Consider the following 27,000-nt stretch of genomic DNA (forward strand, 5'->3'; position numbering starts at 1 on the left):
AAGATCCAAACCATCAAGAAACGGGCGTATGGCTTTCGCAACCCCGAGCACTTCAAGACCGCCATCTACTTCCACTGCGGAGGCCTCGACCTCTACCCCGTGACCCACGGAATTCCCGGATGAACCATTAAACATGGCAAGTGATTGTTCCCTGCTGCAGATGACTCATGAAGTAAGGACTTCACATGAGGCGTGACATTCTTGGTGCCATAGGCAGCGGCTACGGCCTGATGGCACTGACCATTGCCATCCAGTTTGTACTGGTGCCGCTATACCTTCACCATCTCGGAAAAGAGACATTTGGTGTTCTAACGATGATTCTTGCCGCAATCAACTATGGGGGCATTGGCATTACATGGGTTTCAGGGGGAATGGCTCGTATCCTCGGTGAGCGCGGCGCGGTGGGGGACACCGCTGGGTTCGCCGATGCTTATTCGCTTTCGAAACTTGTTTACACAGGCTACGCGGCAATAACAATCACTGTATTTTGGATGGTTTCGACTTGGATTTTGGCTGGTACTTTGGACAACCCCGAGAATCTGCAAGCTGTGATCCTCGCCAGTCTCTATTTCCTGGTTATGTACGAATACAACACAGATCGCCTAGCTTTCATCGCACTCTGTCGCCAAACCACGGGGAATATCATCGATGCGGCAGGACAGATTGTATTTGCTTGTGGCGCGGTGGCAGGGCTCTACTGGGGTGGAGGGCTCGCCTCGATCATGGCCTCGCAAATTGGCGGCGTTTTAGTTACTCGTAGTCTGGCATGGCTTTATTGGCACCATGAAGGCATGGCCCTGCGCTGGAACTGGCCGTTGGCCGATCCTGGCCCCATGTGGCAACGGATGAGTGGCAAAATGGGTCAGCATTACGTTGTATACGGAGCGCTACTGCTCACCCTTCAGGCCGATGTGTTGATCATTGGGTGGATCGCCGGTCCGGCGGTTGCTGCGACCTTCTACTTGCTGTGGCGTATCCCCGAAGTGTGCATCCTTTTGCTGGGGCGTATTCCCGGCGCCGTTGCGCCCCACCTTATCCAGATGGACACGCGTGGAGATATGGAGCGAATTCAACGCACCTACCGCAAGGGTTCGCGCATCATGCTGGGACTAGCCGCTCTTGCAGGAGGGGCTTATGCGGTAGCAGGAAGGTGGTTTGTTGAGCTTTGGGTGGGTAACAATGCTCCTGACGGATACATACCCTATGTGCTCGCTGGGGCTGCTCTGTTTTTTCTCGGGGCGTCTTGGTGGCCAGCAGGCGTTGCCTACGCTCTGGTGAAGACTGGACCGTTGGTCAAGGTGACGGCGTTGCATCTGACAGCCAAGCTAGTATTGATTGCGCTGTTGTTTGGCCGAATGGACTATTTGGCTCCGCTAACTGCAATCATCATAACTCACGTGCTTGGAGTCTTCTTTTTGTATATAAAAATAGGTGAAGATGCCTGTAGAGCGCCACAGATGGCGGTTGGGCAGAAATATACGGAGAGTAGAGTTGTATGATCATTTTGTCGATACACCCCGGGCATAATTCCACCGTTGGTTTGCTTGAGCAGGGCCGACTGGTAGGCTTGCTAAGTCAAGAGAAGATAGACAACATCAAGAATTCCGCCGCCTTTCCAAAGGATGCAATAGCCGTTCTGCTCGACGAATGTGGAATAGAGCCGAGGCAAATCGAAGCTATTGCCATCGCTGGTAATGATGTGTTCCCGTCCTATTGCTATGAATATCTCTTCGACCCGAAAAACAGAGTTAAGGAAAGCTCTGCGCTTCGCAAGGCTGCTAAGAGTATGGAACGAGGTGTGTTAGGTAGCATTATGCCCGGAATCTTTAAGATTGCACGGCGAAACCGCAAAGCAGATCTTGTGGCTGAGGGACGCCTGGAACTTGCGGAGAGGCTTTCGAAAACTCCATTGAGCGGCAAGCCTGTGACACACATTGACCACCATCAATGCCACGCGTACTCCGCTTACTACGGATTGGCTCAAGACGATGAGCCAGCGCTCGTTTTCACGGCCGACGGTAGCGGCGATGAAGCATGTGCAACGGTTTGGGTAGCTCGTAATAGGAAGCTCGAAAGAATTGCTAGGACGCCGCCGAATGCCTCTCTCGGCGGCATTTACTCCAACACAACACGTTTCCTTGGCATGAAAATTCTTGAGCACGAATATAAGGTGATGGGGTTGGCGGCATACTGCAAGGGATATCAGAAGGAAACTTACGAGCGCATCTTTGCGCCGGTAATTGATCTTGACCCAGCAAATCAGTTGGTCTTCCGCTCCAGTGTCGACGCGTCCACCTTTTATGACTATCTCGTCCGCCATGCTGTCGGGGAACGATTCGACAACATCGCTGGCGCTGTCCAACAGCTGCTCGAAGAGCGTATTACCGCATGGATACTTGCCGCCATCAAGCAGACCGGTATCCGAAATATTTATACTGGAGGCGGTGTGTTCATGAATGTGAAGCTCAACATGCGTATTCAGGAGATGGAAGAAGTCGAGCGCGTTCACTTTCTGCCCTCCTGTGGCGACGAATCGAACCCGATTGGTGCCGCGTATACCCTCGCGATTCAACGAGGGCTTTCAGTGAAGCCCCTCGACAGTCTTTACTTGGGCATCTCCTTCGAACGGGATGAGTTGAAACGGTTTATCTCGGATAACCGACTGGCGGACCGCTATTCCGTGACCGAGCCATCAGATGTAGAAGAGGCCATTGCCGACTTGCTCGCGCTGCGTGAGGTGGTGGCGCGTTTTTCCGGGCGATGCGAATGGGGCGCTCGCTCACTCGGTAACCGGGCAATCCTCGCCCACCCCAGCCATCTGGAAAGCTTTTACACGGTCAATGACCTGATCAAATCCCGGGACTTTTGGATGCCATTCGCGCCGACGGTTTTGGATACCCATGCCCACAAGTATTTTGAAAACTACAACCCTTCCAAGGTCAAGGCACCCTATATGATTACCGCCTTTAAGGCGTCACCATTGGGTGTCGAGAACCTGCGTGCCGGGATGCACCAAGGGGATCGCACCATTCGGCCACAGGTATTGACGGAACAGGCTAATCGGGCCTACTACCATCTTCTGAATGTCTTTCACGCCAAGACAGGTGTAGGTGCCGTCATGAACACCAGCTTCAATTTGCATGGTTCTCCTTTGGTGGCGACGCCCGAGCAAGCACTGATGACCTTCGAGAAGTCTGGCCTATGCTATTTGGCGCTCGGGCCATTCCTGATTGCGAAGAAAAATCGACGTCCGGTTCGTATTGGGCAAGAGTAGCGGCGGAGACAATTGAGCTTTCCGATTCGAAAGCATTGAGCAAGAAGTTGTGTCGTGAAGGGAGTTGCTCCGAAACAACTAGCGCCAAAGAGGATTGGCGATGTCGTAAGGGTTGGCGCTGCCGCTGTTGTGACTCGAGGTGTCCGAGTCCGTGACGAGTAGATTCGTAAGGAGCATATGCTTGTGGGATTGACCCGTGGTTGATAGGAGACTGCATTGAGCGCGCACTCGGGCCCGGAAGACCAGACTCCGCGTTTATCGCGTAGTGCGGAGTGCTGCGACAATCACCTATAGAAGTGAGCCTTTTAAAGGCGATTGGTAATGGTTCTCATAATTCTTCTAACAACTGCTGCCGTCATTTGCTGTGGATGGGCAAATGAGCTAATCCGCAAAGGGACTCTTCGTGGAACATTGAACCACTTCTGGTACTTCTCATTCTTGTGGGTGGTGTTTTTCCCCTTACGAGGATACCTGATAGCGGAGGATATGATTGATCTACAGGTTGATAGATCATGGGAAGAACACCAATTGGTCACATCCTTGTTGATAGCTTTTTGTTTCTGGTTAGTGGCTTTTGTAGGCTATTTGTCGTTCAGCGACAGGTCTAACGAGCGTGAAATGAGAACAGTCGTTACGGTCGATCATAGAACTGGAGCGGCAGTTGTGGCTTTGTGCGTTGGGCTTGCATGGGTATTTCTATTAAGTACCGTGTTTGCGGGCGAAGGGTTTCGCCCGTTTCTCGGCAATCAGCAGAATGAGGCGCGTTTCGGAGCTGGGCATTTCTTTATCTTACAAGACCTTTACATGTATGCATTTGTTGCTTATGCAGGTGCCATGTCTTCGCAAAGACCATCGGGCAGTATGGGGCTGTCGTTCAAAGTGACTGTGGTCGCAATTGTAGCGACGGCTCTTATTATGACTATTGCGGCTTCTTCGCGGAGACATGCTTCAACAGCCATCTTCGTATTAGTGTGTTTATTCTTATTGCGCCGGAGGCGTGGTGGGGCATTGGCTATTCTGGCTATTGTCGGAACCATATTTGCAGCACCGTTGCTAGACGCTTTTCGTTACATCGACATTTCCCAGGTAGACGGCAGCTTGTTGTCTATCGCAAACGTGTTTTCGCCCGTTCTTGAGGCAAGGCGGTTTTGGACGAGTTTGTCCTCGTCATTTGAAGGCGTAGACCACCTCGGGGCCTTCATGGAAACCGCCGGAATGGGAGGCCTGTTGATCGGAGTAGACGGCGGAGTGGCATGGAGTTTTAATACTGTTTTGGCGCTTGTTCCTCGGTTCCTTTGGGAATCGAAGCCGGAACTTTATGGAAGTGTGGCGGAGCAGTTCTATCTATATCCCTGGATGTATTCCTCCGGGCCAGCCACAACGACTTTGCCGCCAAGCTTCGTTGTCGATCTTAGTTATGGGTTCGGTATAATCGTCGGATTAATGTTGGCATTCATTCTCGGTCGTGCGTTAAGAGTTCTATCAGTGCAGCTCTGGAGCCTGAATCGGAATGTTGCTGTTCGTGCAATCCCATTGTTCGTCTTTGTGAACACATTTAATGTTGTCAGGGGCGGGACCGGTTTTCTACAGTCCGTGGTTATATTCGTGATCGTTGCTTGTTTCGTAATCGGGTTCAGGCCGATGGGCGGAGAAGTAGCTCGCTTAGTTCGCTTGGTGGTGCTCCCGATGAGAGCGAGAGAGCGAAAGTGAAAGTGTTCTTTTACCCCCATAGCTATCTCCGCGACAGGCAACTGGATACAATCCGTCGTTGGCCTGCGAACGAGGCTATCAATCGCGAGCTGCTTCAGGTTCGCACGGGGGCACAGGTAAGCGCAGTTGACGCGACTGCACCTAAGCTAGGGCGGTCATGGAAGCAGAAGCTCCCCTTGGTCAATGTCAAGGTGCGGCCCAAGGGGACGCCGAGGGATGCAGTGGTCTATGTATGGGGCGGGATTATCGCCACTGGAGATTTCATCGTCGACCTGGACAGTCCGTGGGCACTTGTCGGCTATAACCTCCTGGCAATGCCGATATATCGACGATTCCTTAAACGCGTTCTTCTCTCGGACCGATGCCGTCAAATTCGATGCATGAGTGAGGCCTGTAGGAAAAGCTTGAGGAGCCTGTTTGGAGAGCGCGTCTACCAAAAGGCGAGCGTTCATTATCCCTGTATTCCACAAGTGGTTCAATCGGTAGATGGTTTGGCTCAAGATGGATGTCGCTTTCTTTTCGTTGGTACTCAGTTTGATATCAAGGGCGGTGTGGCGCTACTTAAAGCATTTCAGCGGGTGTATGAACGAGCACCGACGGCGACATTGGACGTCGTCACGCACCTCCCGTCACAACACGTCGAACTTGCTTCGCGCTGTCCAGGAAGTCGGGTACACCGTGCGCAGTTTACCAGGGAACAGATCCACGAACAGTTCATGCGCAAGGCCGATGTGCTGGTACTGCCAAGTTATGTAGAGTCCTTTGGGATGGTGGTGCTTGAAGCGTTGGCTTACGGCCTAGGGGTGATTGCTACTGATGTCTATGCATTGGGGGAGATGGTCATAGATGGTCGGAATGGAAGTCTTATTAAGCCTCCTATATCGGTCTGGGATGATGTAATGCCTTCCCCCTACTTTTATGATCTAGAGAATATCAAGGCGCACATAGTGAAGACCGACACCTCGGCCTTTGAAGATACCCTTGTGAGTGCCATGCTTCGGTTCGCGATTGACGCTGACTGGCGTGCCTCAGCTCGAAGGGAGAGCGTCCGTCTTATGAAGACTCGGTTTGATTGTAGGCCACAAGGCATCTTACGATGAAGAACGTTTCAACTGAACTAACCGAACTAGATGAGGGGAAATGTGCCCCGGTGTTCTCTATCATAATTCCGGTTCTTAACCGGGTCCGCTATTTGCCGGGCTGCCTAAAGAGTGTTCAATCGCAAACTTATAGCGATTATGAAATAGTTGTTATCGACAATGGCAGCACGGACGGCAGCTATGAGCTCGCAATGTCGTTGGCTCAAGAAGACGCGCGTATTAAGTTGGTGAGAGAGCCGCGAAGAGGACTTGCATTTGCCAGAAATCGTGGAATCGTGTCCGCAGGGGGTAAATGGTTAATCCTGTTGGATTCGGACAATCAGCTTTTCGATAAATTTACGCTCTCGAGAATATCTAGCATTATCGCAGATAGGCCGGAGGCTATTGGGTTGCTGACAAATTCTGTTGACCAGAACGGTGTTGTGATAAGTGGTGGTAAGTTCTCTGAAGAAGCAGTGTCGCTCAAGGATTATCTGTCACATTTCGGTGAAATGGCGCATGTTGTGTCAGGGTCGTGGTTTAGAAAGAACCTTTATCCGGAAGTTGAAGGTGCGGTCACCGAGTTCCCGTGGTTGGTGTGGATACCGATGGTTCTAACTAAGAAGGTCTATGCGGAATCGGTGTCGCTTATTCGGTATTCTACGGCTACGGAGGGGTCAATAGGTAATAGTCGGACGTCGGTCAAATGGGCAAGGGATATGACCAGATACTACTCTGAGATTCTCAAGAGACATGGTAAACAGATACTGCTCGCGAAACCAAGTGTGGCCATCAAGTGCTTACTAAAGCTACTCTTGTATGCCCGCGCGGCCGGAGCGAAGGCTGAGGGTGGCGTCGTACTCTCCCCCGCCGAGAATGTATTATCGAAGGTCGTTTTCGTTGTCCCGCCTCAGGTGGCAATAGGGATTATTGATAGATGGAGAGGGGTAGCCGCTTGAAGAGGGCCGTTTCCAAAAACACGGGACCTGAGCGCCATACCGGAGTGCCGTTTCTGAGGGCGAGTCAAAACTCGATACGGGAGGACTGGCTTTAAAGCGATGTGGGAAATGGCCGCTTGAAAAGGTAAGGCAGGGGCGCCTTTCAATCCGAAACGCGAGTATCGCCGGTGTGTAAGCCGATCTAGATTTTCTACAGATGCTTGAGCAAACCGCACTGGTTGTGAGAGAGGGAAATGGCACATAGGGAGGAAATCGAGCGTGGTGACAGATTCGGATTCGGCGCCAATTGGTCTAAATTTGTAGGTTTATTGAGTCAGGATAGGATCAATGCCGCAGAAAAGTCGCTATGCGAACTGCTCAATGTGAACACGTTGAGAGGTAAATCGCTACTGGATATTGGCTCTGGAAGCGGGTTGTTCAGTCTAGCTGCCAAGCGGCTTGGTGCGAAGGTCCATTCGTTTGACTATGATTGTCAATCTGTTAGATGCACACAAGAGCTGAAGTGGCGATTCTTTAAGGAAGACCGCGAATGGGCGATTGAGGAAGGTTCTGTTCTAGACGTGGAGTTCTTGGAACGGTTGGGCAGCTTTGACGTTGTTTACTCATGGGGAGTTCTGCACCATACGGGGGAAATGTGGCGCGCTCTCGATAATGTCGTGCGAAGCGTTCGATTAGATGGTGCTTTGTGCTTGGCGATATATAACGATCAGGGATGGATTAGTAAATACTGGCTGGTTGTTAAGCGCATATATAATCGGAGTACGGTTGGTCGTACGGCAATTATTATGTTGCATGCGCCATATCTCTTTGGACTACGTTATCTGATCCGAGCCTTGACAGGTCGCCTTTCTGGTGAGAGAGGAATGTCTCTCTGGTATGACATGATTGACTGGCTTGGCGGATATCCATTTGAGGTGGCTAAGCCGGAGGCAATTTATAAGTTTGTCGAAGGGAAGGGGTTTGTTCTGGAAAAACTGAAAACATGTCGCGGCCGTCATGGATGTAACGAATTTGTATTCAGGAAGAGTAATGCATCGGCGTGTTCTACTTCTCTTCTCCAGCAGTGAACTTGGTGGCGCCGAGCGCAGCCTAACGCGCATGGCCGTGGTGCCTTCAAGCGTAGAGTATCACCTCTCGACGCTGGACGGCGAGGGGCCATGGTGCGAGTGGGTGCGGGGCATGGGGCGAGAGCCTGTTGTCTTTGGGCGTCGTCAAGGCGCGGGCGGGCACGGCAAATTCGGCTGGCGGGCGCTTGTTGCCCTGTGGCGTTACGTTCGGCGCGAGCGAATCGCAGTGATTTACGTTTGCGGCATCCGTGCCGCATTCATGCTTAGGTGGCTGAAGACTGTTATGCCGGGGGTGCGGCTCATTCAAGGTGTGCGCTGGAACCCGGATTCTGATTCTCGACTCGACCGGGGATTCAGACTTGCGGAGCGATGGCTTCATGGGTTGGTGGATGGTTATATCACGAACTCGAAAATTGCCGCCGATACGCTGATCAGGAGGTGCAAGGTTCCTGCGGGGCGGGTTCGGGTAATTTACAACGGACTTGCAGGTCTGCCGGAAGCGATTTGCCCAATGGCCGAGCGCCCCCTGGAAGTGCTGACGGTGGCGAACTTCAGTCCGCGTAAGGGCCATCGAGAGTATCTGGAAGCCGTTCGGTTGGTGCTTGATGCCGTACCTGATGCCCGGTTTGTGTTCGTTGGCCGTGATGACATGAACGGGGCGATTCAGCGTGCTATTGAGGTAGCCGGACTGTCCTATGCGGTTCGGTGTGAAGGTTTTCAGGTCGATGTTTCTGCTTATTTCCTGCGAGCCAGGGTGTTTGTGCTGCCATCCCTTTGGGATGAAGGGTGCCCAACGGCATTGCTTGAGAGTTTTGCATGGAGCTGCCCGGTTGTAGCCTACGGGATCGATGGTATTCCCGAATTAGTCAACAACGCTGAAGATGGGTTCATAGTGCCGGTGCGAGATGCGCATGGACTAGCGTCGCGCATCGTTGACCTTCTCAAGAACACGAAGTCTGCAGAACTGTATGGTCTGTCAGGTAGAGAAAAGGTGGCCAAAGCATTTAGTTTGGCTACTAGCGCGAAATTACATGGAGAAGTGTTTTCGCAAGTGACGCAAGGTTGAACCTGGAAGGTTCTCATGAAGAAGGCGGATCCGAAGCCTAAAGTAGTTGGGGATAGTGTAGTTAATGCTCTGTGCGGGTGTCGCTGCGACATCGGGTCGGGCTTGGCGGAGGCGCATCTGACGATACTCACGGCGGCGGTGGCGATGGTTGAACCATCTTGGTCCGCGGACAATCAGGATGTGCCCACGGAGATATGGTCATCGGATATGTCCGATTACGGCGACACCCGAGTGACTCCAGGGGTCGGAGTGGGGTTGGGCAGAGTCTTTGCGAGGAGCTGCGGACCTGGAGGCGGTGGGATTGAGCCGTGGCGTGGTAACGATCGCGGGACACGAGCACTTGGTAGGGTGGGATAGCCTTCCTCGGCTGTTAATAGGTCTTAGGTATCTCGAGTGGCGGCAAAACTGGGATAAAGGGCGCAAGACATGTGTGGCCTAGCCGGTATGTTGGGGCTCAAAGCACTTGACAAGCCGAATGTCTCGTCAGTGACGAGACAGATGATTGGTCAATTGCACCACCGAGGCCCGGACGATCAGGGGGTATGGTGCGACACAGACGCCGGCATTGCTTTGGGCCATCGGCGGCTTTCTATCCTCGATCTTTCCCCTGAAGGGCATCAGCCGATGCATTCCGCCTGTGGGCGGTATGTGATTGCGTTCAACGGCGAGGTCTATAACTTTGGGGAAATCAAGGCGGCCCTGGAGAAGCAAGGCGCTGATCCCAAATGGCGCGGGCACTCAGATACCGAGGTGGTACTGGCCGCAATCAGTGCATGGGGGCTGAAGCAGGCGCTGGCGCGGTTCGTCGGCATGTTCGCGTTCGCCATCTGGGATCGGCTCGAACACTGTCTGTATCTCAGCCGCGATCGTTTGGGCGAAAAGCCGATTTACTATGGGTGGTGCGGAAATGTGTTTCTCTTCGGTTCTGAGCTCAAGGCCCTCCGCGCTCATCCTGCTTGGCGGGGAGAAATCGACCGCGATGCCCTGGCCCTCTATTTCCGGCACAATTACGTTCCCACCCCTTATTCCATCTATCGGGGCGTCTTCAAACTTGTGCCGGGAACGTATCTTCAGTTGACTGCAGAAGACGCGCTCAAACAGGATCTGCCGCAGCCAGTGACCTACTGGTCAGCGAAGCATGTGGCCGAAGAGGGCACGCGCCGTCTCTTCCAAGGCGACGAACGTGAGGCGATTTCGCAGCTTGAGCATCTCTTGCGTGAAGTGGTGGCGGGGAAGATGGTGGCGGATGTGCCGCTCGGTGCGTTCCTCTCAGGCGGGATCGACTCCTCGACTGTTGTGGCTCTGATGCAGGCGCAGAGCCGTCGGCCCGTCAAAACCTTTACGATTGGTTTTTATGAGCAAGGCTATAACGAAGCCGAATACGCCCGAGAGGTGGCCAAACATCTGGGGACCGATCACACCGAACTCTATGTGACTCCGGAAGAGGTGATGGATGTGATCCTGAGGTTGCCCGACCTTTACGATGAACCATTTTCGGATTCGTCCCAGATTCCGACGTTTCTGATTTCTCAACTGGCCCGCCGGCACGTGACCGTGAGCCTTTCAGGAGATGGCGGCGATGAGCTGTTCGCCGGTTACAACCGGTATTTCTGGGGACGGAATATCTGGAAGACGGTTGGGTGGATGCCGCGGGGGATGCGTGAGATGGCGGCCCGAGCCGTAACAGCGGTCTCGCCACAAGGCTGGGATCGGCTTTTCGATTCCTTGGGACCGCTCTTGCCTTCTAGGATCAAGCAACAAGCCCCGGGCGATAAGCTTCACAAACTGGCCGACATCCTATCCGTCGATTCTCCGGAAGCGATGTACCACGGTTTGGTATCCCATTGGAGGAACCCAGCCTCGGTCGTGTTATGTGCCGGCGAGCCGCCGACGATCTTGACGGACAAGGCGCAGTGGGCCAATTTGTCGGACTTTACGCAACGCATGATGTATCTGGACACCGTGAGCTATTTGCCGGATGACATCCTCGTCAAAGTAGATCGGGCCAGTATGGCCGTGAGCCTGGAGGCGCGTGTGCCGTTTTTGGATCATCGCGTCGTGGAGTTTGCGTGGAGGATTCCCTTGTCGATGAAAATCCGCCAGGGCCAAGGGAAGTGGCTCTTGCGGCAGGTGCTCTATTGCTACGTTCCGAAGGCGCTGATTGAGCGGCCCAAGACGGGTTTCGGGATTCCGCTTGATCGTTGGTTACGCGGGCCGTTGCGGGAGTGGGCGGAAGAGTTGCTGGATGAAAAACGGCTAAAGGATGAAGGGTTCTTCAATCCCGCGCCCATCCGGGAGAAATGGTTGGAACACCTGTCTGGAAAGCGGAGTTGGCAATACCATCTTTGGGATGTCTTGATGTTTCAGGCGTGGAAAGAACGCTGGTGTTAGAGCGGCCTCGTTTACTTTTTCTGATCAACGAAGACTTTTACTTCTGGTCACACCGTTTGGATCTTGCTCGAGCCGCGCGAGATTCCGGATTCGAAGTTCTCGTTGCGACTCGCGTTTGTGACCACGGTCAGCGCATTCAAGACGAGGGATTTAGGCTGTTACCGATTCGCTTTCGGCGAGGGACCCAAAATCCACTCCGGGAGTTGGCGGCAATCGCGGAGTTGGTCCGTATTTATCGCCGTGAGCGCCCCGACATCGTCCACCATGTTGCGTTGAAGCACGTATTGTATGGTTCGTTGGCAGCGCGTCTTTCAGGGATTCCTGCAATGGTCAATGCATTTACGGGCTTGGGATACGTCTTTATTGCGAGCGGACCCTGGACAAGGCTGCTTCGATCATCTGTCTCGGGGTTGCTACGCTGGGCGCTTGCGGTACCAAATTGTCGAGTGATTTTTCAGAATCGGGAAGACCTCGAGCATCTGGTCGAGTCCGGGATTGTGAAACGAGATCGGTCCGTGATCATTCGGGGGGCGGGCGTCGATTTGTCTCGGTTCGTAGCGCTTCCCGAAGCGACTGGCGAGCTGGTCATTGTCCTCGCTGCTCGGATGCTTTGGGACAAGGGAATTGGGGAGTTTGTCAAAGCAGCTAGATTGTTGAAAGAATCAGGTGCGCGTGCAAGGTATGTCCTGGTTGGGATGTTGGATGAGGCAAATCCAGCGAATATCTCGAAGAGCCAACTTTTGGGATGGGAAGAAGAAGGGGTGATTGAGTGGTGGGGGCATAGAGAGGATATGCCTCAGATATTGGCTTCTGCTCACATTGTCGTTCTTCCCTCATACAGAGAAGGGCTCCCCAAGGTCCTGCTAGAGGCGGCGGCTTGTGGCCGGCCTATCGTGTCCACGGATGTTCCAGGCTGTCGAGAAATCGTTAAACATGGTCACAATGGATTTTTGGTGGCTCCCAGGGATTGCTTTGCACTGGCCAAGGCCATTGGAGAGCTCATAGGAGACCCCGCATTGCGAACTCGGATGGGAGCGCGAGGGCGAGATATGGTTGTCTCCGAGTTTTCTTCGGAGAAGGTCGCCAGAGAGACGATTGCGCTCTATCGGACACTCCTTAGAAACCGATCGTAGTTGCAGATAAGATATGCGGCCTTAGCGATGAAACATGTTCTGGTTACTGGGGCTGGTGGGTTCGTTGGGGACCATCTGGCGAACCAGCTTCGTGAGCGGGGGTGTTCTGTGCGGATGCTGATACACCGGCGTCCGGATCGCTGTGCGGAAGTAAACGGTGAGCTAGTCTACGGAGACATTCGGGACGCACGTATCGTTCGCCTCGCTACAGCCGGTGCAGACACCGTAATTCACTTGGCCAGTAAAGTGCATGATTTAAAGGAGCTTAAGGATGGGGGCGAACACGACGACGTCACAGTCGGTGGAACAAGAGGTTTGATGGCTGCGGTCCGCAGCGAGGGGACTAAGTCGTTTGTGTTCTTGAGCAGTCTGTCCGTGTATGGCACAGATACGGATTGCCGAAGGGATGAAGAGGCGACTTGTGTCCCGACTTCGGCATACGGCCGCGCAAAGCTTCGGGCGGAAGGAATCGTCTTTGAGGAAGGGAGAAAGATCGGAATCCATATCTGTTGTTTAAGACCGGCGATGATTTATGGTCCGGGGTGCAAAGGCAACCTCCCTCGAATGATCGAAATGATTGATCGTGGATTTTTCCCTCCGTTGCCAGAGGTGAAGAATCGTCGGAGCATGGTCCACGTTTCGGATGTAGTGGAAGCGGCGATCCTGGCGGCCACCCACCCGGCGGCGAATGGCCAATGCTACATTGTGACGGATGGACGGTCCTATTCGGCTCGGGAGCTGTACGAGATGATCTGCCGTGCGTTGGGGAAGTCGATTCGGCGATGGCACGTCCCGCTTGGCGCATTCAAGGCGTTGGCGGGTGCTGGCGATGTCATCGGGCGTCTTCGGGGACGGCGATTTGTCTTTGATTCTGATGCGCTCGACAAGCTTACGGGCAATGCATGGTTTAGCTCCGAAAAAATTTCCCGTGAGCTTGGCTATCGGCCTCGCATGACCTTTGAGGACGCGCTGCCGGAGATGATCGCCTGGTACAGAGGGACACAGGCCCGACCGACTTGTTGACGATTCTGCTTGTCGTCGGCTCGTTTCTGATTTCTCTCTCAGTTACCACCGTTGTCCGTCGGTACGCTCTTCGCCATTCGTTGATCGACATTCCCAACACCCGGAGCTCGCATTCCGAGCCGACCCCACGGGGTGGCGGACTCGCCATTGTTCTGACCTGGTTCCTGGCCCTCGCAATTTTGCTTGTCCTTGGACGGCTCGATCCATGGGTGGGGGCCGCGTTGCTGGCCGGCGGTGCGCTGGTTGCAGGTGTCGGGTGGCTGGATGATCGGCGTGGAGTGTCGGCAGGCTTGAGAGCTTCCATACATGTGATTGCCGCTGTCTGGGCCGTGTGGTGCTTGGGCGGATTTCAATCGTTTGATTTCGGCGTGACGGTGTTGCCACTGGGCATGGCTGGCGACTTCCTGGCGGTTGTCGGTATCGCGTGGTTGGTCAATCTCTATAATTTCATGGACGGCATTGACGGACTCGCCGGCGGCGAGGCGGTCAGTGTTGCATTGGTCGGGTCGGGGCTCCTCGCATTCGCAGGTGGAGGCGGGATGGGGTTGGCCGTCCTCTCGCTGGCTGCTGCTGCAGGCGGATTCTTAGTGGTGAACTGGCCTCCGGCGAAGATTTTTATGGGCGATGTGGGAAGCGGTCTCCTCGGATACGCGTTCGGCGTGTTGGCCTTGGCTTCCGAACGAGCGGGAACAGTCCCTCTCATAGTTTGGATCATTCTGCTCGGAGTGTTTATCGTGGATGCGACCGCCACGTTGATCTTTCGGGTGATGAAGGGCGAGCGGTGGTACGAGGCTCACCGATCTCACGCATATCAGCGCGCTGTCCAGGCGGGCTACTCACATCGGACCGTCACGCTCGCCGTGCTCGGATTAAACGCTGTGTTGGCACTTGCGGCCGTTGGAGCAAGCGTGGAGCCGACCCTGCTTCCAGTGGCGCTCGCCGCGACCGTCGGCGGCCTCTCCCTGATCTGGTTTGGCGTCTTTCGCCTCGCGCCGCGCCCGGATTGACTTTGACAGCGTAGCTCATTATAGTCAGCCCCGACCTTCGGAGGCTTCTATGGGACAGGGACGGTCTCCTCGTACCGGTCGCTCCTCGCGCGTTCTCGATTCGTTCCTCCACCTTCCGAGTAGTTTCCGCCGCCTCCTCGTTACCGGTGTATTCCTTTTCGAGCTTGCGATTGCCACCTTCCTGGCGTTTTACGTGCGGTTCGACGGGGCTGTCGGGGAGCCGCTGGCTCAGGTGGGCACGCGGGCGTTGATCGCGGCCGGGGCTCCGTTTTTCTTGTTCTATTTCCTATTTGGCGCGCACCGGGGACTCTGGGCGTTTTCCAGTATTCACGACTTCATCAAGATTTCAGCCGTGGCATTGGCCGGCGGTACGGGCTCTTACGCGGTGGTCCATCACGCCATTGGGTGGTTTTACCCGCGGTCGATTTTCATTTTGACGGCCTCATTCTTGTTCATCTTGATGTCCCTCAACCGCGGTGGAATCCGGCTTTTCCAGCAGTGGGCCCGGAGTCGCGGGAAAGAGCGGATTCCGGTGGTGATCGTGGGCGCGGGACGCGCCGGGGAGATGCTGGTTCGCGACATGCAGCACAGCGCGGACTACGCGTACCGGCCGGTCGCGTTCATTGACCGCGACCTGTCCAAGGCGGGCTCGACCATCCACGGGATTCCGGTGGTGGGTGATCACCGGGCGTGGCCCAAGGTGATCAAGCGCTACGGCCCCCAGGAATTGATCATTGCGATTCCGTCGGCGTCTCCCGCCGCGATGCGAAATATCGTCAAGGAATGCGAGCCCAGCGGGTTGCCGATCAAGGTGCTGCCGAGCGTCCGCGCCATTCTGCACGGTCACGTCACCGTCAACAGCATCCGGCCGCTCGCGCTCGTGGACCTCTTGTCTCGGGAGCCGGTGCCCTCCGACGGCAATGGTCTGGAATCGCTGATCCGCGGCAAACGCGTCTTGGTCACCGGCGCCGGCGGCTCGATCGGGTCTGAGTTGTGTCGGCAGATCGCGGTCCATGCTCCGGACCGGTTGGTGCTGGTCGAACGCTACGAGAACAACCTGCATGCGGTCAGCAACGCGCTTGCCGACCTCAAGCTGGTTGAGCCGATCAATGTCCGGGCATGTCTTGCGGACGTGCTGGACGGCGAACGCATGGAGCAGATTTTTGCCGAGCATCGACCGGATCTGGTCTTTCACGCTGCCGCGCACAAACACGTGCCGATCGTGGAAGAGAACCCGTGCGAGGGCGCGCTGAACAACGTGATCGGGACGCACCGCATCGCCACGTTGGCCAAGGCTTTCGCGGTGGAGCGGATGATCCTGATTTCCACGGACAAGGCGGTCAATCCCACCAATGTCATGGGAGCGACCAAACGGTTTGCGGAGTACATTGTCCGGTCGTTCAGCGGGGAGGACCGGACCCGCTTCATCACGGTGCGGTTCGGCAATGTGCTGGGCAGCAACGGCAGCGTGGTCCCGCGATTTCAAGAGCAGATTCATCGCGGTGGACCCGTGACCGTCACGCATCCCCAGATCGAGCGCTACTTCATGCTCATTCCCGAAGCCGTCAATCTGGTGCTGGAGGCGGCGCGGCGGGGAGAGGGCGGCGAGGTGTTTGTGTTGGACATGGGGGATCCGATCAAGATCGTGGACCTGGCCCACAACATGATCCGGTTGGCCGGGTACGTGCCGAACGAAGACATTGCGGTCACGTTCAGCGGGCTGCGTCCGGGTGAAAAGCTGTTCGAGGAACTGTTCGACAAGGAAGAGCGCGTCGAACCCACCTCGCATCCCAAGCTCAGAAAAGCGGTGCTCAGCTCGGTGTGGGCTGAGCACGAAGTCGAGGAGGCGATGAACGCTCTTTCGAGCGCCATCCGATCTCGGGACGGCTCCACACTCAAGGAGACGTTCCAACACCTCATCCCGTCCTACCGGCCCGACAACGCCACGGTTTCCGAACCCGCCCGCAACGGCGCTGCCAATGGTGCGGTCCGCGAGATCGACACCGAGGTCCTGCCCCCGCTCGTGGTCTCCAACGGTTCGGTCGACGAGACCCGCCGGGCTCGTTCTGGCTCATAGCTGATCGTTTATAGCTACCGGGAAATCGAACGCAGCGTGACGGCCTGAGACGTCGCACGCCATTTCCTTTGTGCAGGCGCCTTGCGTCCCACGCGGGGATTCTGCTACGGTGGCCTTGTGTCTCGATCGCTGCAAGCCGCTCTCGCCGACCTTGCTGGTCGGCATGGCCTCGACGCCGTGTACGCGTTCGGCAGTCGATCCCAGGAGGTTGCGGCGCTCGTTCGAGGTGAGCCGGCCGTGTCGAAGTCTCCACGGTCGGACGTGGACATTGGTGTCTTGCCAAAGCCCGGGATCGAGCTATCGGCCCGCGACCGTGTCCGGTTGATGGCCGCGTTCGAAGATCGCTTTCATGCCCCCCGGGTCGATCTTGTCGTCCTGCCGGAGGCCTCGGCATTTCTGGCTGCGGAAGTGGTTGACGGGGCGTTGCTCTACGACGCCTCCCCGGACCGCACCGCCGAGTTCGAACTGTATGTACTCCGACGGGCCGGCGATCTCGTCGGTTTCGAGCGGGAGCGCCAGCAGTTGATTCTACGAGCGGGCGGGCGGTGACGCTGGGTCGGATTCGCGCCAAGGTTGTCGCTGATCGGGCGTCATGGGTCCGTCGCATGCTCGACGGGCAATTGGCCTGGATGCAGGTGCATTCGGACGCGATCGACCAGTCGTAGTCTTGTCTATGGCACGCACCAAAACTCGGAGGTTCCTTGACGCCGCTCAGGGATACGGAAAGGCGGAGGCCATGGAAAAGACCATCAGTGCGACGGAGGCGGTCAGGACATTCTCGGAGATCTTGAATTCGATTAAGTACCGGGGGGATCGGTACACGGTCGTGCGGGGCGGCAAACCGGTCGCGCTCATCGGTCCGGTGGAGACGGCGGTTCGGGAACGAACCCTGGGCGAACTGGACGCGCTGCTCCGCCACGTGCCTCGACTCGGAGCGGAAGCGGAGCGGTTTGATAAGGACCTCCGGGAAATCATCACCCATCAACTCGCCCTGCCGGAGCCGGCATAGTCTACGCCAGCCTCTGGGCCGGCTTGGCCAAGCGCGGCGTCCAGATGGGGGCCCACGACCTCATCATCGGCTCGACGGCGATCTCGCTCGGGTTTTCGGTCCTGACCACGGATCTCCGAGACTACCGCAAAATCAAGGGGCTCACCGTCGAGACCATCGGGTGACCAGCCCCGGGAAGGCTTCCGCGGACGTTATTCAGCGTGGGCGTCGAGCACCGGGAGGCCTTCTGCGGCGGCAGCTTGGTTGAGCCGCACATCGAAGGACGAAAAGGCGACCCTGGCGTCGGGTGACGCGTGCCGCAAGTCCAACGCGGCGGCGAGGGGGATCGCATCGAGGCCGCGCAGCCCGTGCTTGATCGCCAAGTCTCCTGCGTGTATTTCGGCGAGGTCGAGCACGGCAACGTCCGGCCACTGCTGCTTGAGTGCCCGCAACACCCGTTGGAATGCGTCGGCGTCCAGGTCGCCCTCTCGGCGTCGGCGCGCCAATGCCGCCACCGCTTCCGGATAAGCCACCCGCGAGGTCGCCAAGACCTCGGCGTTCTGCGCCCAGCGGCGGACTGAGTCCGCGTGGGGTTCGTCAAGGTACAGTTTGACGAAACCGCTGGTGTCGAGGTACAGGATCACCGGCGCTCTTCAAGCACGGTTTCGCTCAGGGGTTTGCCGTGCACCGCGACCCCGTCCAGTCCCGCGGGTTTGCCTCCGGACCACGTGAGTTTGCCCTGCGAGGCGAGCCGCAACACGCCCTCTCGCTCCGAGCTTAACGGGACGAGTTCCGCGATCTCCTTGCCCCGTTCGGTAATGATGACTCGCTCACCCCGCTGCGCTTTTCGTACGTAGCGACTCAGATGCGCCTTGAGCTGCTTGATGCCCACCGTTGTCATGACAGACCCCTTCTGATTGTCGAAAGTAGTTACTTTGACAGTATAATCGTGGTCTCTATGAAATACAACAGTGTGTCAGGTGCTGCAAGACTTCTATCTCGGAAAATTGTTGGCTCGTTCGCCAGTGTGCCGGTTCGCCGGTTGACCACAACTCCGCAGTACACGATTTGCCGTGGCTTGGGTCCGCCGCATGCTCGACGGGATCCGCGGCTTGCCCGCTGGTTGCATTCTTTACGCGCACCAAAAGTCATGTTAAAGTGGTGCCTATGGGAGACACCATCATACGGCTCTCGGTTACACTGGACCGCGACACCCTTGACGAGGCCATGCGTCTGACGGGTTCGCGGACCAAGCGTGAGACGATCGCGCGAGCGCTGGACGAGTTGGTCCGTGCCGAGCGTCGCCGCACCCTTGCGGACGCCGTCGGGACCGGCGTCTTCGGGCTGACGGAGCGTCAGCTTCGTCGGATGCGCTCGCGCACACATGCCCGAGTCTGATCGGACGCTGCGGCTCGTCGATACGAGCGTCTGGATCAGAGCGGACCGGCCCGGGCACGAGTCGGTCCGCTCTCGCTTGCGGCGTCTGTTGGGGGAGGGGCGCGTCGCGATCTGCTGGCCCATCCGGGTGGAGTTGCTCGTCGGCGTCAAAATCAGAGAACGATGGGTGGCCTTGGACGAGCAGTTGTCCGCTCTCGACCATCTTCCGGTCACCGATGCAACGTGGCATCAAGCGGCCCGTATTGGGCATGACCTGGCACGGCGGGGTCAAACCGTTCCCCTCCCAGATCTCGTGATCGGAGCTGCTGCGATCGAACACGGGGTTGCGCTCTGGACCGTCGATGGCGACTTCCGGCGGATCGCCAAGGTGGCGTCGCTGACCCTCGACGGATGGGAAGCCGAAGGGACGGCGTGAGTGCGGTGGGAGGTCGTGGTCTCCAACAGCTCGGTCAGCAACCCCGCCAGGCTCGTTCTAGCTCATAGCTGATCGCTCAGAGGGCACGGCGGCTCCGACAACAGTGGGTCGGTTTGCGAGAGGAACCGCACGCGTCCTCGCCTCGGCAAAAGCCGACTTTATTTTTGGGCGATAAAGATAAACCGACATTGTCTCTGGATGTGAGCCGTGTACGTGTATAGCCGCTGTGCTCAGGCAATGCGACGTCGTCTCTGCGGGCGCTTGAGCGCGCGGCGCAGGGGCGAGTGGAGGAGAAAATGATCGTGTGCCGGACGAACGCCGCCTACAAGCTGGCGGATGGCACCTGGGTAGTGAACGTCGCGCACGCGTTGGAGCGCCTGGCCTCGCGATGAAGGAGGTTGTCCGTTCGCCGTCGCTCCATTGACACGCTGTTTGTGACCGTGGTACCGTGACCATGGTCATAATAAAGGAGCGTGTCCCATGGCTCGTGTCGTCTCCAAAGCCCAGTTTAAGCCGCGATCACTCCAGTACTTTCGAGAAATTGAGAAGAGCGGAAAAGAGTTGATCATCACGGATCGCGGCCGGCCCGTGTTGAAGATCGTTCCGTACTCGGTCGATCCGCGTGAAGCGCTTCGCCCGCTTCATGGTTCCGTTGTGAAGTATGATCGGCCGCTGGAACCGGTCGGCGTCGAGGACTGGGAATCCCTCCGGTGATTGTTCTGGATACCCATTGCTGGCTCTGGTGGGCCAGCGATCCGGAGCGTCTTTCTTCACGGGCACGCGCGACCATCGATCAAGCCGTGGAAGATGGGACGGTGTACATCTCGGCGATCAGTACGTGGGAGATCGCGATGTTGGTGTCGGTCGGGCGGCTCGAGCTCACGATGGAGGTCGCCGACTGGGTTGCAAAATTCGACGCGCTCCCCTTTGTCCATTTCGTTCCCGTCGACAACCACGTGGCGATCCGATCCGTCCACCTTCCCAGGCCGTTTCACAGCGATCCCGCCGATCGAATCATCGTGGCCACGGCCGTGATCGTCGGTGCGACTCTGATCACGAAGGACGAAAAGATCCGTGGCTACCGAGGCGTCAAGTCGGTCTGGTGAGCGAGCCGGCAGGTCCTCGTTACTCGCTGGTTCCCTGGTTCGTCGGGCTCATGTGTGCGGACGTTCTATAGGTCTTTCGCGGAGGATACTGAGTCCTCCGGCTCGATTGACGCCTCCTGCGCTTGCGTGGTACAGTCTGGCGTTTTCCTTCCACCCGTGTCGAGGAGCGTCACATGAGCACAACGTATCGGGTCCGTCCCGGACCAGAAGCCTTTCTCCCCCCGGCGGCGGCGTGTATGGGCGTGACGCTGCCTGATCCGGGGCAAGCGCACATCGAAGGCGTCATCGTCGACGAGGCCACGGCCTACGAGGAAGCCGCGCGCCGGTTCCTCACCGCCAAGGTGCCCACGATCTTCCCCGGCCCGCTCGTGCTCTGGCGATGGAACGAGAACTCCAAGAAGAAGGCCACGGCCATCAAGCGGCTGTTCGACACCCTGAAGGAGTGCGCGCCGCCTGGCAGCACCCCGATGCTGATTCCCATGGCCGATTACCGGCCCAAGTACCCCAAGATCAACCCCGAGATCGAGATCAACCCCAACCACCCGAACCTGACCATTTGGCACAATCGCATCGACGTGTGCATGTTCGTGGGGGTGCACTGCCATCAGGCCAATCTCGCGCTCAAGATCATCCGCGGCGGGACGAACTGTTTCACGATCGCGATGTGCGCGCAGGCCGGGCACGAGGACGCGAACCTGTCGTTCCGCGACGCGAGCCCGGAGAAGATCAGCCGGTTGGCTGACACGGTGAAGCGGTTGGCGGGGCAGGGGGTTGGTCAGCCGGCTGGGGGCAACGGCGGCCCTCCTTAGCTGGTTGCTGAAAAAGTCCATCCGCTGCGTTCTCGCTCGTCGGAAATCCTCACGTACGACCCAGTACGCTCCGGTTTCCTCCTCGCTGCGGCCTTGCGGCTGGAGCTTTTTGAGCAACCAGCGAATTCGTAGGGGCGTATTGCAAGACGCTTCGACAGGGCGGTCGCGCGCACGTAGTACGTAGTACGCGCGGACTCGCGGGCTTCGCCCAGCGAATAAAAAAAACCCCTCTCGCTCTCGATTCTCATGGCCCTGTTACCTTTCTCCCGTTCTCCCCATCTCCCAGCCGCCCCCTCGTCCCACCACCCCATCTCCGCGTACCCGGCCGCCTCACCGTCTCGGCGGCGCTCGTAGCCCGGCGCTCCTTCTTCGTCGCGCCACTCGCCCCCTCGTCTTGAGTATTGCTCGCGCTTATTCGTCTGAGCGAGGCGCGGTAGTTCCTTCGGTGCATTGATATTCAGCGGGGGGGCGTGGTTCAATTCGGCTGTTCACTGGCGAGCCTCGAACATGAAGATGAGCGTGTGGTCGCGCTGGGTATTGGCGGGAGTGGTGGTTGGGTTGACGAGCATGGGATGCGCGCCGTCGCCGCCCATGATGGAGCGGGAGCGGCCGGCGGATGTGATTGATTTGCGCCTCGCGTATCCCGAGGCGTTCGACCGGGTCGTCAAAGCGTTGGAGGGCGCGGGGTACAAGATCGACGTGGCGGATGAGCGGGTGGGCTTGATCCGGACCGCGCCCAAGGCGCATGAAGGGACGGGCGGCGGGGTGACCTACGAAACCGTGGTCATCGTCCGCATGGGCGGGACGGATCGCGAGAGTTGGCTGGCGATGGATCACCTGGCGATTCCGTCGTTTCCCGACGAAGAGCGCAAGACCCGAGAGCTGTTGAAGGGGCTCGCGCCGTGAAGCGACTCGCGGGCGCGGTGCTGCTGGTGTTGGGCTTGGCGGCTCCCGCGGCCGCGGCGCCCCCTGCGTCATTCGGGGTCGAGTTGGACCTGGCGTCGCGAGACATCCGCGAGGAAGACGGGAACATTGAGGAAGTGAAAGGCACGGCGGATACCACCAGCATCGTGGGCCAGTTCGCGGTCGGGATCGTCCGGGGCGTGTCGGTGTACGGCGAGGTGGGCGCGGTGGACGTGTCGGTCGATGAGTTCGACGGCTACCAATCGGCGTTTAACCCGTTATACGGCGGAGGCATCCGGCTCTCGGCCCCGGCCAACCGCTACGCCGGCAGCGTGGTATTTTTCTCCGACCTTCGCGCACGCCACGTGTCCAGCAGCGACCGGGTGACCACGCTGGTCTGCACCGCGAATTGCGGCGACCCCCTGACCGAGGTCGTGGTGTCGGACACGGTGGACGAAGACCTGAAGTGGTGGGAGTACACGCTCAAGTTCGGAGCGAGCGGGCGCTACACCGATGTCCGTCCCTTCGGGGGGATCGAGTTGTCCAAGCTCGACGGCACGGATACGGTTCGGTCGGTCTCGTCCGGCCTGCTCGATCAAGAGTTGGACGTGCGCGAGGAAAACAGCATCGGATTTTTCTTTGGGGCGGACTTTCTGCTCGACCCGCAGGGACAGTCGGCGGTCACGGTCGAGCTGGACGCCATTGACCGATATGCGTTCAAAGTCGGCTTCACGGTCGGTTTCTAGCGCCCCGCGGTCCGGGCGCCTGTGCGCACTGGCAGTGGCAGCCGCGTTGGCTGCGCTGTCGGCCGGCTGCCAGTACGGGTACAGTCGCAGCGCGCTGCAAGGCGAGGCCTATGCGCCGTCCTCGAGTTACGTGGGAATCGGCTACGGGATGGGTTGGGGCGCGCCGGGCTCGTACGTCTCATTCTCGTATCGCTACTCGTATCCCTATGGCTATCCCTATTACCCGTACCCGTATTATTCCCCGTACGACCCCTGGTGGTACCCGCCGCCCTACGTCTACTATTACGATCCCTGGTGGTATTACCCGAGCTTTTACTACCACTATCCGTACTATCCCTATTACCCCTACTACCCGTACGTGGGATCGGCTCCGCGACGAACCTTCCGGGTCAACTCCGGGTCCAGTACGTCGACACCGCCGCCGTCTTCGTCCACCGCCCCCAAGTCGTCGGGCCGTCAGTTCAGAACGCCGTAGCCTCCCAGGTTTGCTTTGGAGTGCTTTCCGAAGTAGTTGCCGGGGCCGAAGTGCCTAGGGGCGCTTAGGCCCATTTTCCCTCCGAGTTTCGGGGCCTTTCGGGGCTTGCGCGCCCGAATCGATCTTCATATAATGAAGCTCTTTTTTCTTCAGACCCAACAGGTTAAACCGTCGGAAAATAGTGGGCCGCTACGCGCTGGCCGTCGAGAAGGCGGCGGATGCAAGGCGGAGCGAGTTTTCACCCCGGAGCGTACTCGGTGCGTACGTGAGGAGCGAAAACGAGACGACAACGCAGCAAACGCCGCCTTCTCGGCGGATCAGCGAGGAGTGGGATATGGCGAAGGTACTCGAAGGCCCGGGGATGGATTTGTTTAAGAAGTGGGGCATGGCCGTGCCCAACCACGTGGTGCTCACGTCGCTCGATCAGTTCGACGCCCTGGCCCAGGCCAACGCGTGGATGCGCGAGAGCAAGCTGGTGGTCAAGGCGCACGAGGCGATCGGATCGCGGATGAAGCTGGGCCTGGTCAAGGTCGATCTGGACTTGGCGGGCGCGAAGAAGGCCGTGACCGACATGCTGGGCAAAGACGTGGGGTCCGGGCTCACCGTGAGTCAGGTGATCGTCTCGGAGATGGTGCCCCACAGCGCCGAGTACTACCTGGCGGTCAAGTCGGTTCGCGAGGGCGCGGACCTGATGATGGCCAGCGTGGGTGGCATCGAGATCGAGTCGCAGTGGGACAAGGTGCAGCACGTCCCGATCGAGGTCGGTGAGCCGGCGTCGGCCCCAGCGCTCGAAGCCGCGGCCAAGAAGGCCGGATTTTCCAAGGACCTCGTCCCCAAGGTCGTGGAGTTCGCCCGGAAGCTCCATCAGTGCTACGACCAGGAAGACGCGCAGTACCTGGAGATCAATCCGCTCGTGCTCGACAAGCAGGGCGAGCTGGTGGCGCTCGACGCCGTGACGCTGCTGGACGGCGACGCGCGCTTCCGGCATCCGGACTGGAACTTCACGTTCGCGTCCGAGTTCGGCCGGCCCTACACCAGCGACGAGCGCGCGATCATGGAGATCGACAGCCGCGTCAAGGGATCGGTCAAGTTCATTGAGATTCCGGGCGGTGATACCGCGTTGCTGCCGGCGGGCGGCGGGGCGAGCGTGTTCTACTCCGACGCGGTGGTGGCGCGCGGCGGCAAGATCGCCAACTACGCCGAATACTCGGGCGACCCGCCGGACTGGGCGGTCGAAGCCTTGACCGACAAGATCTGCAGCCTGCCCGGCATCAAACGCATCATCGTGGGCGGGGCCATCGCCAATTTCACCGACGTGAAGAAGACCTTCACCGGCATCATCGCCGGATTCCGTCGCGCCAAGGCCGACGGCAAACTGGACAACGTGCAGATCTGGGTGCGCCGCGGCGGGCCCAAGGAGGCCGAGGGGCTGGCTGCGATGCGGGCGCTGGCGGACGAGGGCTTCAACATCCAGGTCTATGATCGGTACACGCCGCTGACCGACATCGTGGACTTCGCGTTGAAAGGAAAGTCATGAGTATCGTTGCCAACGCCGACACTCGGGTAGTCATCATGGGCGGCCCCGCGGGCGTGAACGCCGCCCGACGAATGGGGGAGTTCTGCCACCTCGTCAAAAAACCGCTGAACGTGGTCGCGTTCGTGTTTCCGCCGGACGCGGGCAAGACCGTTGAGGTCCCGTACGGCAGCCAGCTCATATCGCTGCCCGTGTACCGCACGGTGGCGGAAGCCACCGCGGCGCACCCCGAGATCAACGCGACGCTGATCTACGTGGGCGCGGACCGCGCGACCAAGGCCGCGCAGGACGCGTTGGCCGACCCCAAGATCATGCTGGTCTCCATGATTACCGAGGGCGTGCCGGAAAAAGACGCGAAGCTGCTGGCCAAAGAAGCCAAGAAGCGCGGCAAAACCTTCAACGGCCCGTCGTCGATCGGCATTCTCTCGGCCGGCGAGGCGCGGCTCGGCGTGATCGGCGGCGAGTTCAACAACCTGGTGCTCAGCAAGCTCTACCGGCCGGGCTCGTTCGGGGTGATCACCAAGTCCGGCGGGCTGTCCAACGAGATCATGTGGATTTGCAGCCAGTTCGCGGACGGCGTGACCACCGCGATCGGCATCGGCGGGGACGCGTATCCGGGAACGGACTTCGTGTCGTACCTGGAGATGTTCGAGCAGGACCCGCAGACCAAGGCGGTGGTCATCGTCGGGGAGATGGGCGGGAATCTCGAAGAGCAGGCCGCGGCGTGGTACGGCGCCAAGAAGCGGCGGATCAAGCTGATCGGCGTCATTTCAGGGTTCTGTCAAGAACACCTGCCGAAAGGCATGAAGTTCGGCCACGCCGGCGCCAAGGAAGGCTTGCGCGGCGAGGGCAGCGCTCGGTCCAAGACCGACGCGCTGCGCAAGGCCGGCGCGATCGTGCCGGACACGTTCGGCGCGCTGGGGCCCGCGATCGAAAAGGTCTACCGAGAGATGGTCGAGTCCAAAGCCATCTCGCCCATACCGGAAGCGGATGCCGCGGCGCTGCCCAAGCTGCCCAAGAGCGTGGACCAGGCGATCAAGAGCGGCGATGTGATGATCGAGCCCTTGATCAAGACCACGATCTCGGACGACCGCGGCGACGAGCCGTGTTACGACGGGTATCCCGCGTCCGAGTTGATCAAGAAGGGCTACCAGATCCCGCACGTGATCGGCCTCTTGTGGAACAAGAAGCTGATGTCCGCGCAGGAAGCCGAGATCATCAAGCGCATCATCATGCTGTCTGCCGATCACGGGCCGTGCGTGTCGGGCGCACTGGTCACGATCATCGCGGCCGGCGCCGGGATCAACATGGCCCAGGCGGTGGCGGCGGGCATGATGATGATCGGCCCGCGCTTCGGCGGCGCGGTCACGGACGCGGGCAAGTGGTTCAAATACGCGATCGATCAGAAACTGACGCCCGAGGCGTTTCTGGACTACATGAAGGCGAACGTGGGGCCGGTCCCGGGCATCGGCCATCGCGTGAAGAGCGTGAAGAACCCGGACAAACGCGTGGCCGAGCTGGTCTCGTACGTGAAGAGCCTGGCAATTGCGACCCCGCACCTGGACTTCGCCCTGCAGGTCGAGAAGATCACCACCGCCAAGAAGGACACCCTGATCCTCAACGTGGACGGCACGATCGCGGCGATCCTCGTTGATCTCGGGTATCCGGTCGAGAGCCTCAACGGGTTCTTCATCCTGGCGCGCACCATCGGATTCATCGGTCACTGGATCGACCAGAAGCGTCAGGGCAGCCGGTTGATTCGGCTGTTCGATTATCTCGTTAATTATGCGACGCCGAAGCGGCGCGAGGTGCCCCCGCTGGGGTAAAAAAAGATTTTGAC

The 27,000-nt window shown here is 58.2% G+C and carries 26 protein-coding genes; 24 read left to right on the top strand and 2 right to left on the bottom strand.

Features of this window, described 5'->3' with window-relative positions; all coding sequences use genetic code 11:
* Positions 1-185: 185 nt before the first annotated feature.
* The 14 genes from AB1451_04310 to AB1451_04375 all read left to right on the top strand — a co-directional run bounded on the left by AB1451_04310 (position 186) and on the right by AB1451_04375 (position 17,795).
* Positions 186-1,499, top strand: coding sequence for a hypothetical protein (locus AB1451_04310; protein MEW6682135.1), 1,314 nt, complete (start codon positions 186-188; stop codon positions 1,497-1,499).
* Positions 1,496-3,274 carry a carbamoyltransferase C-terminal domain-containing protein gene (locus AB1451_04315; GenBank protein MEW6682136.1) on the top strand — a complete coding sequence of 593 codons (1,779 nt, stop codon included), beginning with the start codon at positions 1,496-1,498 and terminating at the stop codon, positions 3,272-3,274. The genes AB1451_04310 and AB1451_04315 overlap by 4 nt, the downstream gene beginning before the upstream one ends.
* Positions 3,275-3,760: 486 nt before the next feature.
* The gene (locus AB1451_04320; protein ID MEW6682137.1) at positions 3,761-4,984 is read left to right on the top strand and encodes a hypothetical protein; all 1,224 of its coding nucleotides are present in this window, start codon (positions 3,761-3,763) and stop codon (positions 4,982-4,984) included.
* Between the two features lie 176 nt (positions 4,985-5,160).
* Positions 5,161-6,084, top strand: a complete 924-nt coding sequence (locus AB1451_04325; protein ID MEW6682138.1) for a glycosyltransferase family 4 protein — start codon at positions 5,161-5,163, stop codon at positions 6,082-6,084.
* A complete protein-coding gene (locus AB1451_04330; GenBank protein MEW6682139.1) occupies positions 6,081-7,022 on the top strand; it encodes a glycosyltransferase family A protein in 942 nt (313 codons plus the stop codon). Before AB1451_04325 ends, AB1451_04330 begins: the two co-directional genes overlap by 4 nt.
* A gap of 233 nt (positions 7,023-7,255) precedes the next feature.
* Positions 7,256-8,089 (top strand): class I SAM-dependent methyltransferase, encoded by an 834-nt coding sequence (locus tag AB1451_04335; protein MEW6682140.1) that lies wholly within the window; start codon positions 7,256-7,258, stop codon positions 8,087-8,089.
* Complete coding sequence (locus tag AB1451_04340; protein ID MEW6682141.1) at positions 8,052-9,155, top strand: glycosyltransferase; 1,104 nt, start codon at positions 8,052-8,054, stop codon at positions 9,153-9,155. The genes AB1451_04335 and AB1451_04340 overlap by 38 nt, the downstream gene beginning before the upstream one ends.
* A gap of 426 nt (positions 9,156-9,581) precedes the next feature.
* Complete coding sequence (gene asnB / locus AB1451_04345) at positions 9,582-11,546, top strand: asparagine synthase (glutamine-hydrolyzing) (GenBank protein ID MEW6682142.1); 1,965 nt, start codon at positions 9,582-9,584, stop codon at positions 11,544-11,546.
* Positions 11,525-12,679 carry a glycosyltransferase family 4 protein gene (locus tag AB1451_04350; protein ID MEW6682143.1) on the top strand — a complete coding sequence of 385 codons (1,155 nt, stop codon included), beginning with the start codon at positions 11,525-11,527 and terminating at the stop codon, positions 12,677-12,679. The genes asnB and AB1451_04350 overlap by 22 nt, the downstream gene beginning before the upstream one ends.
* Positions 12,680-12,706: 27 nt before the next feature.
* Entirely contained in the window at positions 12,707-13,702 is a 996-nt protein-coding gene (locus AB1451_04355; GenBank protein MEW6682144.1) for an NAD-dependent epimerase/dehydratase family protein, read from the top strand.
* 209 nt (positions 13,703-13,911) lie between these two features.
* Positions 13,912-14,709, top strand: coding sequence for a glycosyltransferase family 4 protein (locus tag AB1451_04360; protein ID MEW6682145.1), 798 nt, complete (start codon positions 13,912-13,914; stop codon positions 14,707-14,709).
* 49 nt (positions 14,710-14,758) lie between these two features.
* A complete protein-coding gene (locus AB1451_04365) occupies positions 14,759-16,786 on the top strand; it encodes a nucleoside-diphosphate sugar epimerase/dehydratase (GenBank protein ID MEW6682146.1) in 2,028 nt (675 codons plus the stop codon).
* A gap of 117 nt (positions 16,787-16,903) precedes the next feature.
* Entirely contained in the window at positions 16,904-17,335 is a 432-nt protein-coding gene (locus tag AB1451_04370; protein MEW6682147.1) for a nucleotidyltransferase domain-containing protein, read from the top strand.
* 187 nt (positions 17,336-17,522) lie between these two features.
* Complete coding sequence (locus AB1451_04375; GenBank protein ID MEW6682148.1) at positions 17,523-17,795, top strand: prevent-host-death protein; 273 nt, start codon at positions 17,523-17,525, stop codon at positions 17,793-17,795.
* 191 nt (positions 17,796-17,986) lie between these two features.
* Here AB1451_04375 and AB1451_04380 read toward each other — a convergent pair whose 3' ends face one another.
* Positions 17,987-18,418 (bottom strand): type II toxin-antitoxin system VapC family toxin, encoded by a 432-nt coding sequence (locus tag AB1451_04380; protein MEW6682149.1) that lies wholly within the window; start codon positions 18,416-18,418, stop codon positions 17,987-17,989.
* Positions 18,415-18,675, bottom strand: a complete 261-nt coding sequence (locus AB1451_04385) for a type II toxin-antitoxin system prevent-host-death family antitoxin (GenBank protein ID MEW6682150.1) — start codon at positions 18,673-18,675, stop codon at positions 18,415-18,417. The genes AB1451_04380 and AB1451_04385 overlap by 4 nt, the downstream gene beginning before the upstream one ends.
* A gap of 266 nt (positions 18,676-18,941) precedes the next feature.
* On the opposite strand from AB1451_04385, the gene AB1451_04390 reads away from it, so the two are divergent.
* The 10 genes from AB1451_04390 (at position 18,942) to AB1451_04435 (ending at position 26,986) form a co-directional block, all read left to right on the top strand.
* Positions 18,942-19,172: a type II toxin-antitoxin system VapB family antitoxin gene (locus tag AB1451_04390; protein MEW6682151.1), complete on the top strand. Its 231-nt coding sequence runs from the start codon at positions 18,942-18,944 to the stop codon at positions 19,170-19,172.
* Positions 19,159-19,587: a PIN domain-containing protein gene (locus AB1451_04395; protein MEW6682152.1), complete on the top strand. Its 429-nt coding sequence runs from the start codon at positions 19,159-19,161 to the stop codon at positions 19,585-19,587. The genes AB1451_04390 and AB1451_04395 overlap by 14 nt, the downstream gene beginning before the upstream one ends.
* Before the next feature lie 480 nt (positions 19,588-20,067).
* The gene (locus AB1451_04400) at positions 20,068-20,301 is read left to right on the top strand and encodes a type II toxin-antitoxin system Phd/YefM family antitoxin (protein ID MEW6682153.1); all 234 of its coding nucleotides are present in this window, start codon (positions 20,068-20,070) and stop codon (positions 20,299-20,301) included.
* Positions 20,298-20,693, top strand: a complete 396-nt coding sequence (locus AB1451_04405; protein MEW6682154.1) for a type II toxin-antitoxin system VapC family toxin — start codon at positions 20,298-20,300, stop codon at positions 20,691-20,693. Before AB1451_04400 ends, AB1451_04405 begins: the two co-directional genes overlap by 4 nt.
* Before the next feature lie 173 nt (positions 20,694-20,866).
* Positions 20,867-21,502, top strand: a complete 636-nt coding sequence (locus AB1451_04410) for a carbon monoxide dehydrogenase beta subunit family protein (GenBank protein MEW6682155.1) — start codon at positions 20,867-20,869, stop codon at positions 21,500-21,502.
* Positions 21,503-22,009: 507 nt separating this feature from the next.
* Positions 22,010-22,408: a hypothetical protein gene (locus AB1451_04415; protein MEW6682156.1), complete on the top strand. Its 399-nt coding sequence runs from the start codon at positions 22,010-22,012 to the stop codon at positions 22,406-22,408.
* Positions 22,405-23,151 (top strand): hypothetical protein, encoded by a 747-nt coding sequence (locus tag AB1451_04420; protein MEW6682157.1) that lies wholly within the window; start codon positions 22,405-22,407, stop codon positions 23,149-23,151. The genes AB1451_04415 and AB1451_04420 overlap by 4 nt, the downstream gene beginning before the upstream one ends.
* A gap of 34 nt (positions 23,152-23,185) precedes the next feature.
* On the top strand, positions 23,186-23,626 hold the full coding sequence (locus AB1451_04425; GenBank protein MEW6682158.1) for a hypothetical protein: 441 nt from the start codon (positions 23,186-23,188) through the stop codon (positions 23,624-23,626).
* A 334-nt stretch (positions 23,627-23,960) separates the two neighbouring features.
* A complete protein-coding gene (locus AB1451_04430) occupies positions 23,961-25,163 on the top strand; it encodes an ATP citrate lyase citrate-binding domain-containing protein (protein ID MEW6682159.1) in 1,203 nt (400 codons plus the stop codon).
* Positions 25,160-26,986 carry a citrate/2-methylcitrate synthase gene (locus tag AB1451_04435; GenBank protein ID MEW6682160.1) on the top strand — a complete coding sequence of 609 codons (1,827 nt, stop codon included), beginning with the start codon at positions 25,160-25,162 and terminating at the stop codon, positions 26,984-26,986. The genes AB1451_04430 and AB1451_04435 overlap by 4 nt, the downstream gene beginning before the upstream one ends.
* Positions 26,987-27,000: the final 14 nt, after the last annotated feature.

The organism is Nitrospirota bacterium (assembly GCA_040757335.1).
Taxonomy (GTDB): domain Bacteria; phylum Nitrospirota; class Nitrospiria; order 2-01-FULL-66-17; family 2-01-FULL-66-17; genus JBFLXB01.

Bases quoted from the DNA above. Each gene is read 5' to 3' on its own strand.
- AB1451_04385 (MEW6682150.1), bottom strand. From the start codon at position 18,675: ATGACAACGGTGGGCATCAAGCAGCTCAAGGCGCATCTGAGTCGCTAC.
- AB1451_04355 (MEW6682144.1), top strand. From the start codon at position 12,707: ATGAAACATGTTCTGGTTACTGGGGCTGGTGGGTTCGTTGGGGACCAT.
- AB1451_04330 (MEW6682139.1), top strand. From the start codon at position 6,081: ATGAAGAACGTTTCAACTGAACTAACCGAACTAGATGAGGGGAAATGT.
- AB1451_04390 (MEW6682151.1), top strand. From the start codon at position 18,942: ATGGGAGACACCATCATACGGCTCTCGGTTACACTGGACCGCGACACC.
- AB1451_04320 (MEW6682137.1), top strand. From the start codon at position 3,761: ATGATTGATCTACAGGTTGATAGATCATGGGAAGAACACCAATTGGTC.
- AB1451_04315 (MEW6682136.1), top strand. From the start codon at position 1,496: ATGATCATTTTGTCGATACACCCCGGGCATAATTCCACCGTTGGTTTG.
- AB1451_04365 (MEW6682146.1), top strand. From the start codon at position 14,759: ATGGGACAGGGACGGTCTCCTCGTACCGGTCGCTCCTCGCGCGTTCTC.
- asnB (MEW6682142.1), top strand. From the start codon at position 9,582: ATGTGTGGCCTAGCCGGTATGTTGGGGCTCAAAGCACTTGACAAGCCG.
- AB1451_04395 (MEW6682152.1), top strand. From the start codon at position 19,159: ATGCCCGAGTCTGATCGGACGCTGCGGCTCGTCGATACGAGCGTCTGG.
- AB1451_04435 (MEW6682160.1), top strand. From the start codon at position 25,160: ATGAGTATCGTTGCCAACGCCGACACTCGGGTAGTCATCATGGGCGGC.
- AB1451_04415 (MEW6682156.1), top strand. From the start codon at position 22,010: ATGAAGATGAGCGTGTGGTCGCGCTGGGTATTGGCGGGAGTGGTGGTT.
- AB1451_04430 (MEW6682159.1), top strand. From the start codon at position 23,961: ATGGCGAAGGTACTCGAAGGCCCGGGGATGGATTTGTTTAAGAAGTGG.
- AB1451_04340 (MEW6682141.1), top strand. From the start codon at position 8,052: ATGCATCGGCGTGTTCTACTTCTCTTCTCCAGCAGTGAACTTGGTGGC.
- AB1451_04410 (MEW6682155.1), top strand. From the start codon at position 20,867: ATGAGCACAACGTATCGGGTCCGTCCCGGACCAGAAGCCTTTCTCCCC.
- AB1451_04310 (MEW6682135.1), top strand. From the start codon at position 186: ATGAGGCGTGACATTCTTGGTGCCATAGGCAGCGGCTACGGCCTGATG.
- AB1451_04335 (MEW6682140.1), top strand. From the start codon at position 7,256: ATGGCACATAGGGAGGAAATCGAGCGTGGTGACAGATTCGGATTCGGC.
- AB1451_04375 (MEW6682148.1), top strand. From the start codon at position 17,523: ATGGAAAAGACCATCAGTGCGACGGAGGCGGTCAGGACATTCTCGGAG.
- AB1451_04400 (MEW6682153.1), top strand. From the start codon at position 20,068: ATGGCTCGTGTCGTCTCCAAAGCCCAGTTTAAGCCGCGATCACTCCAG.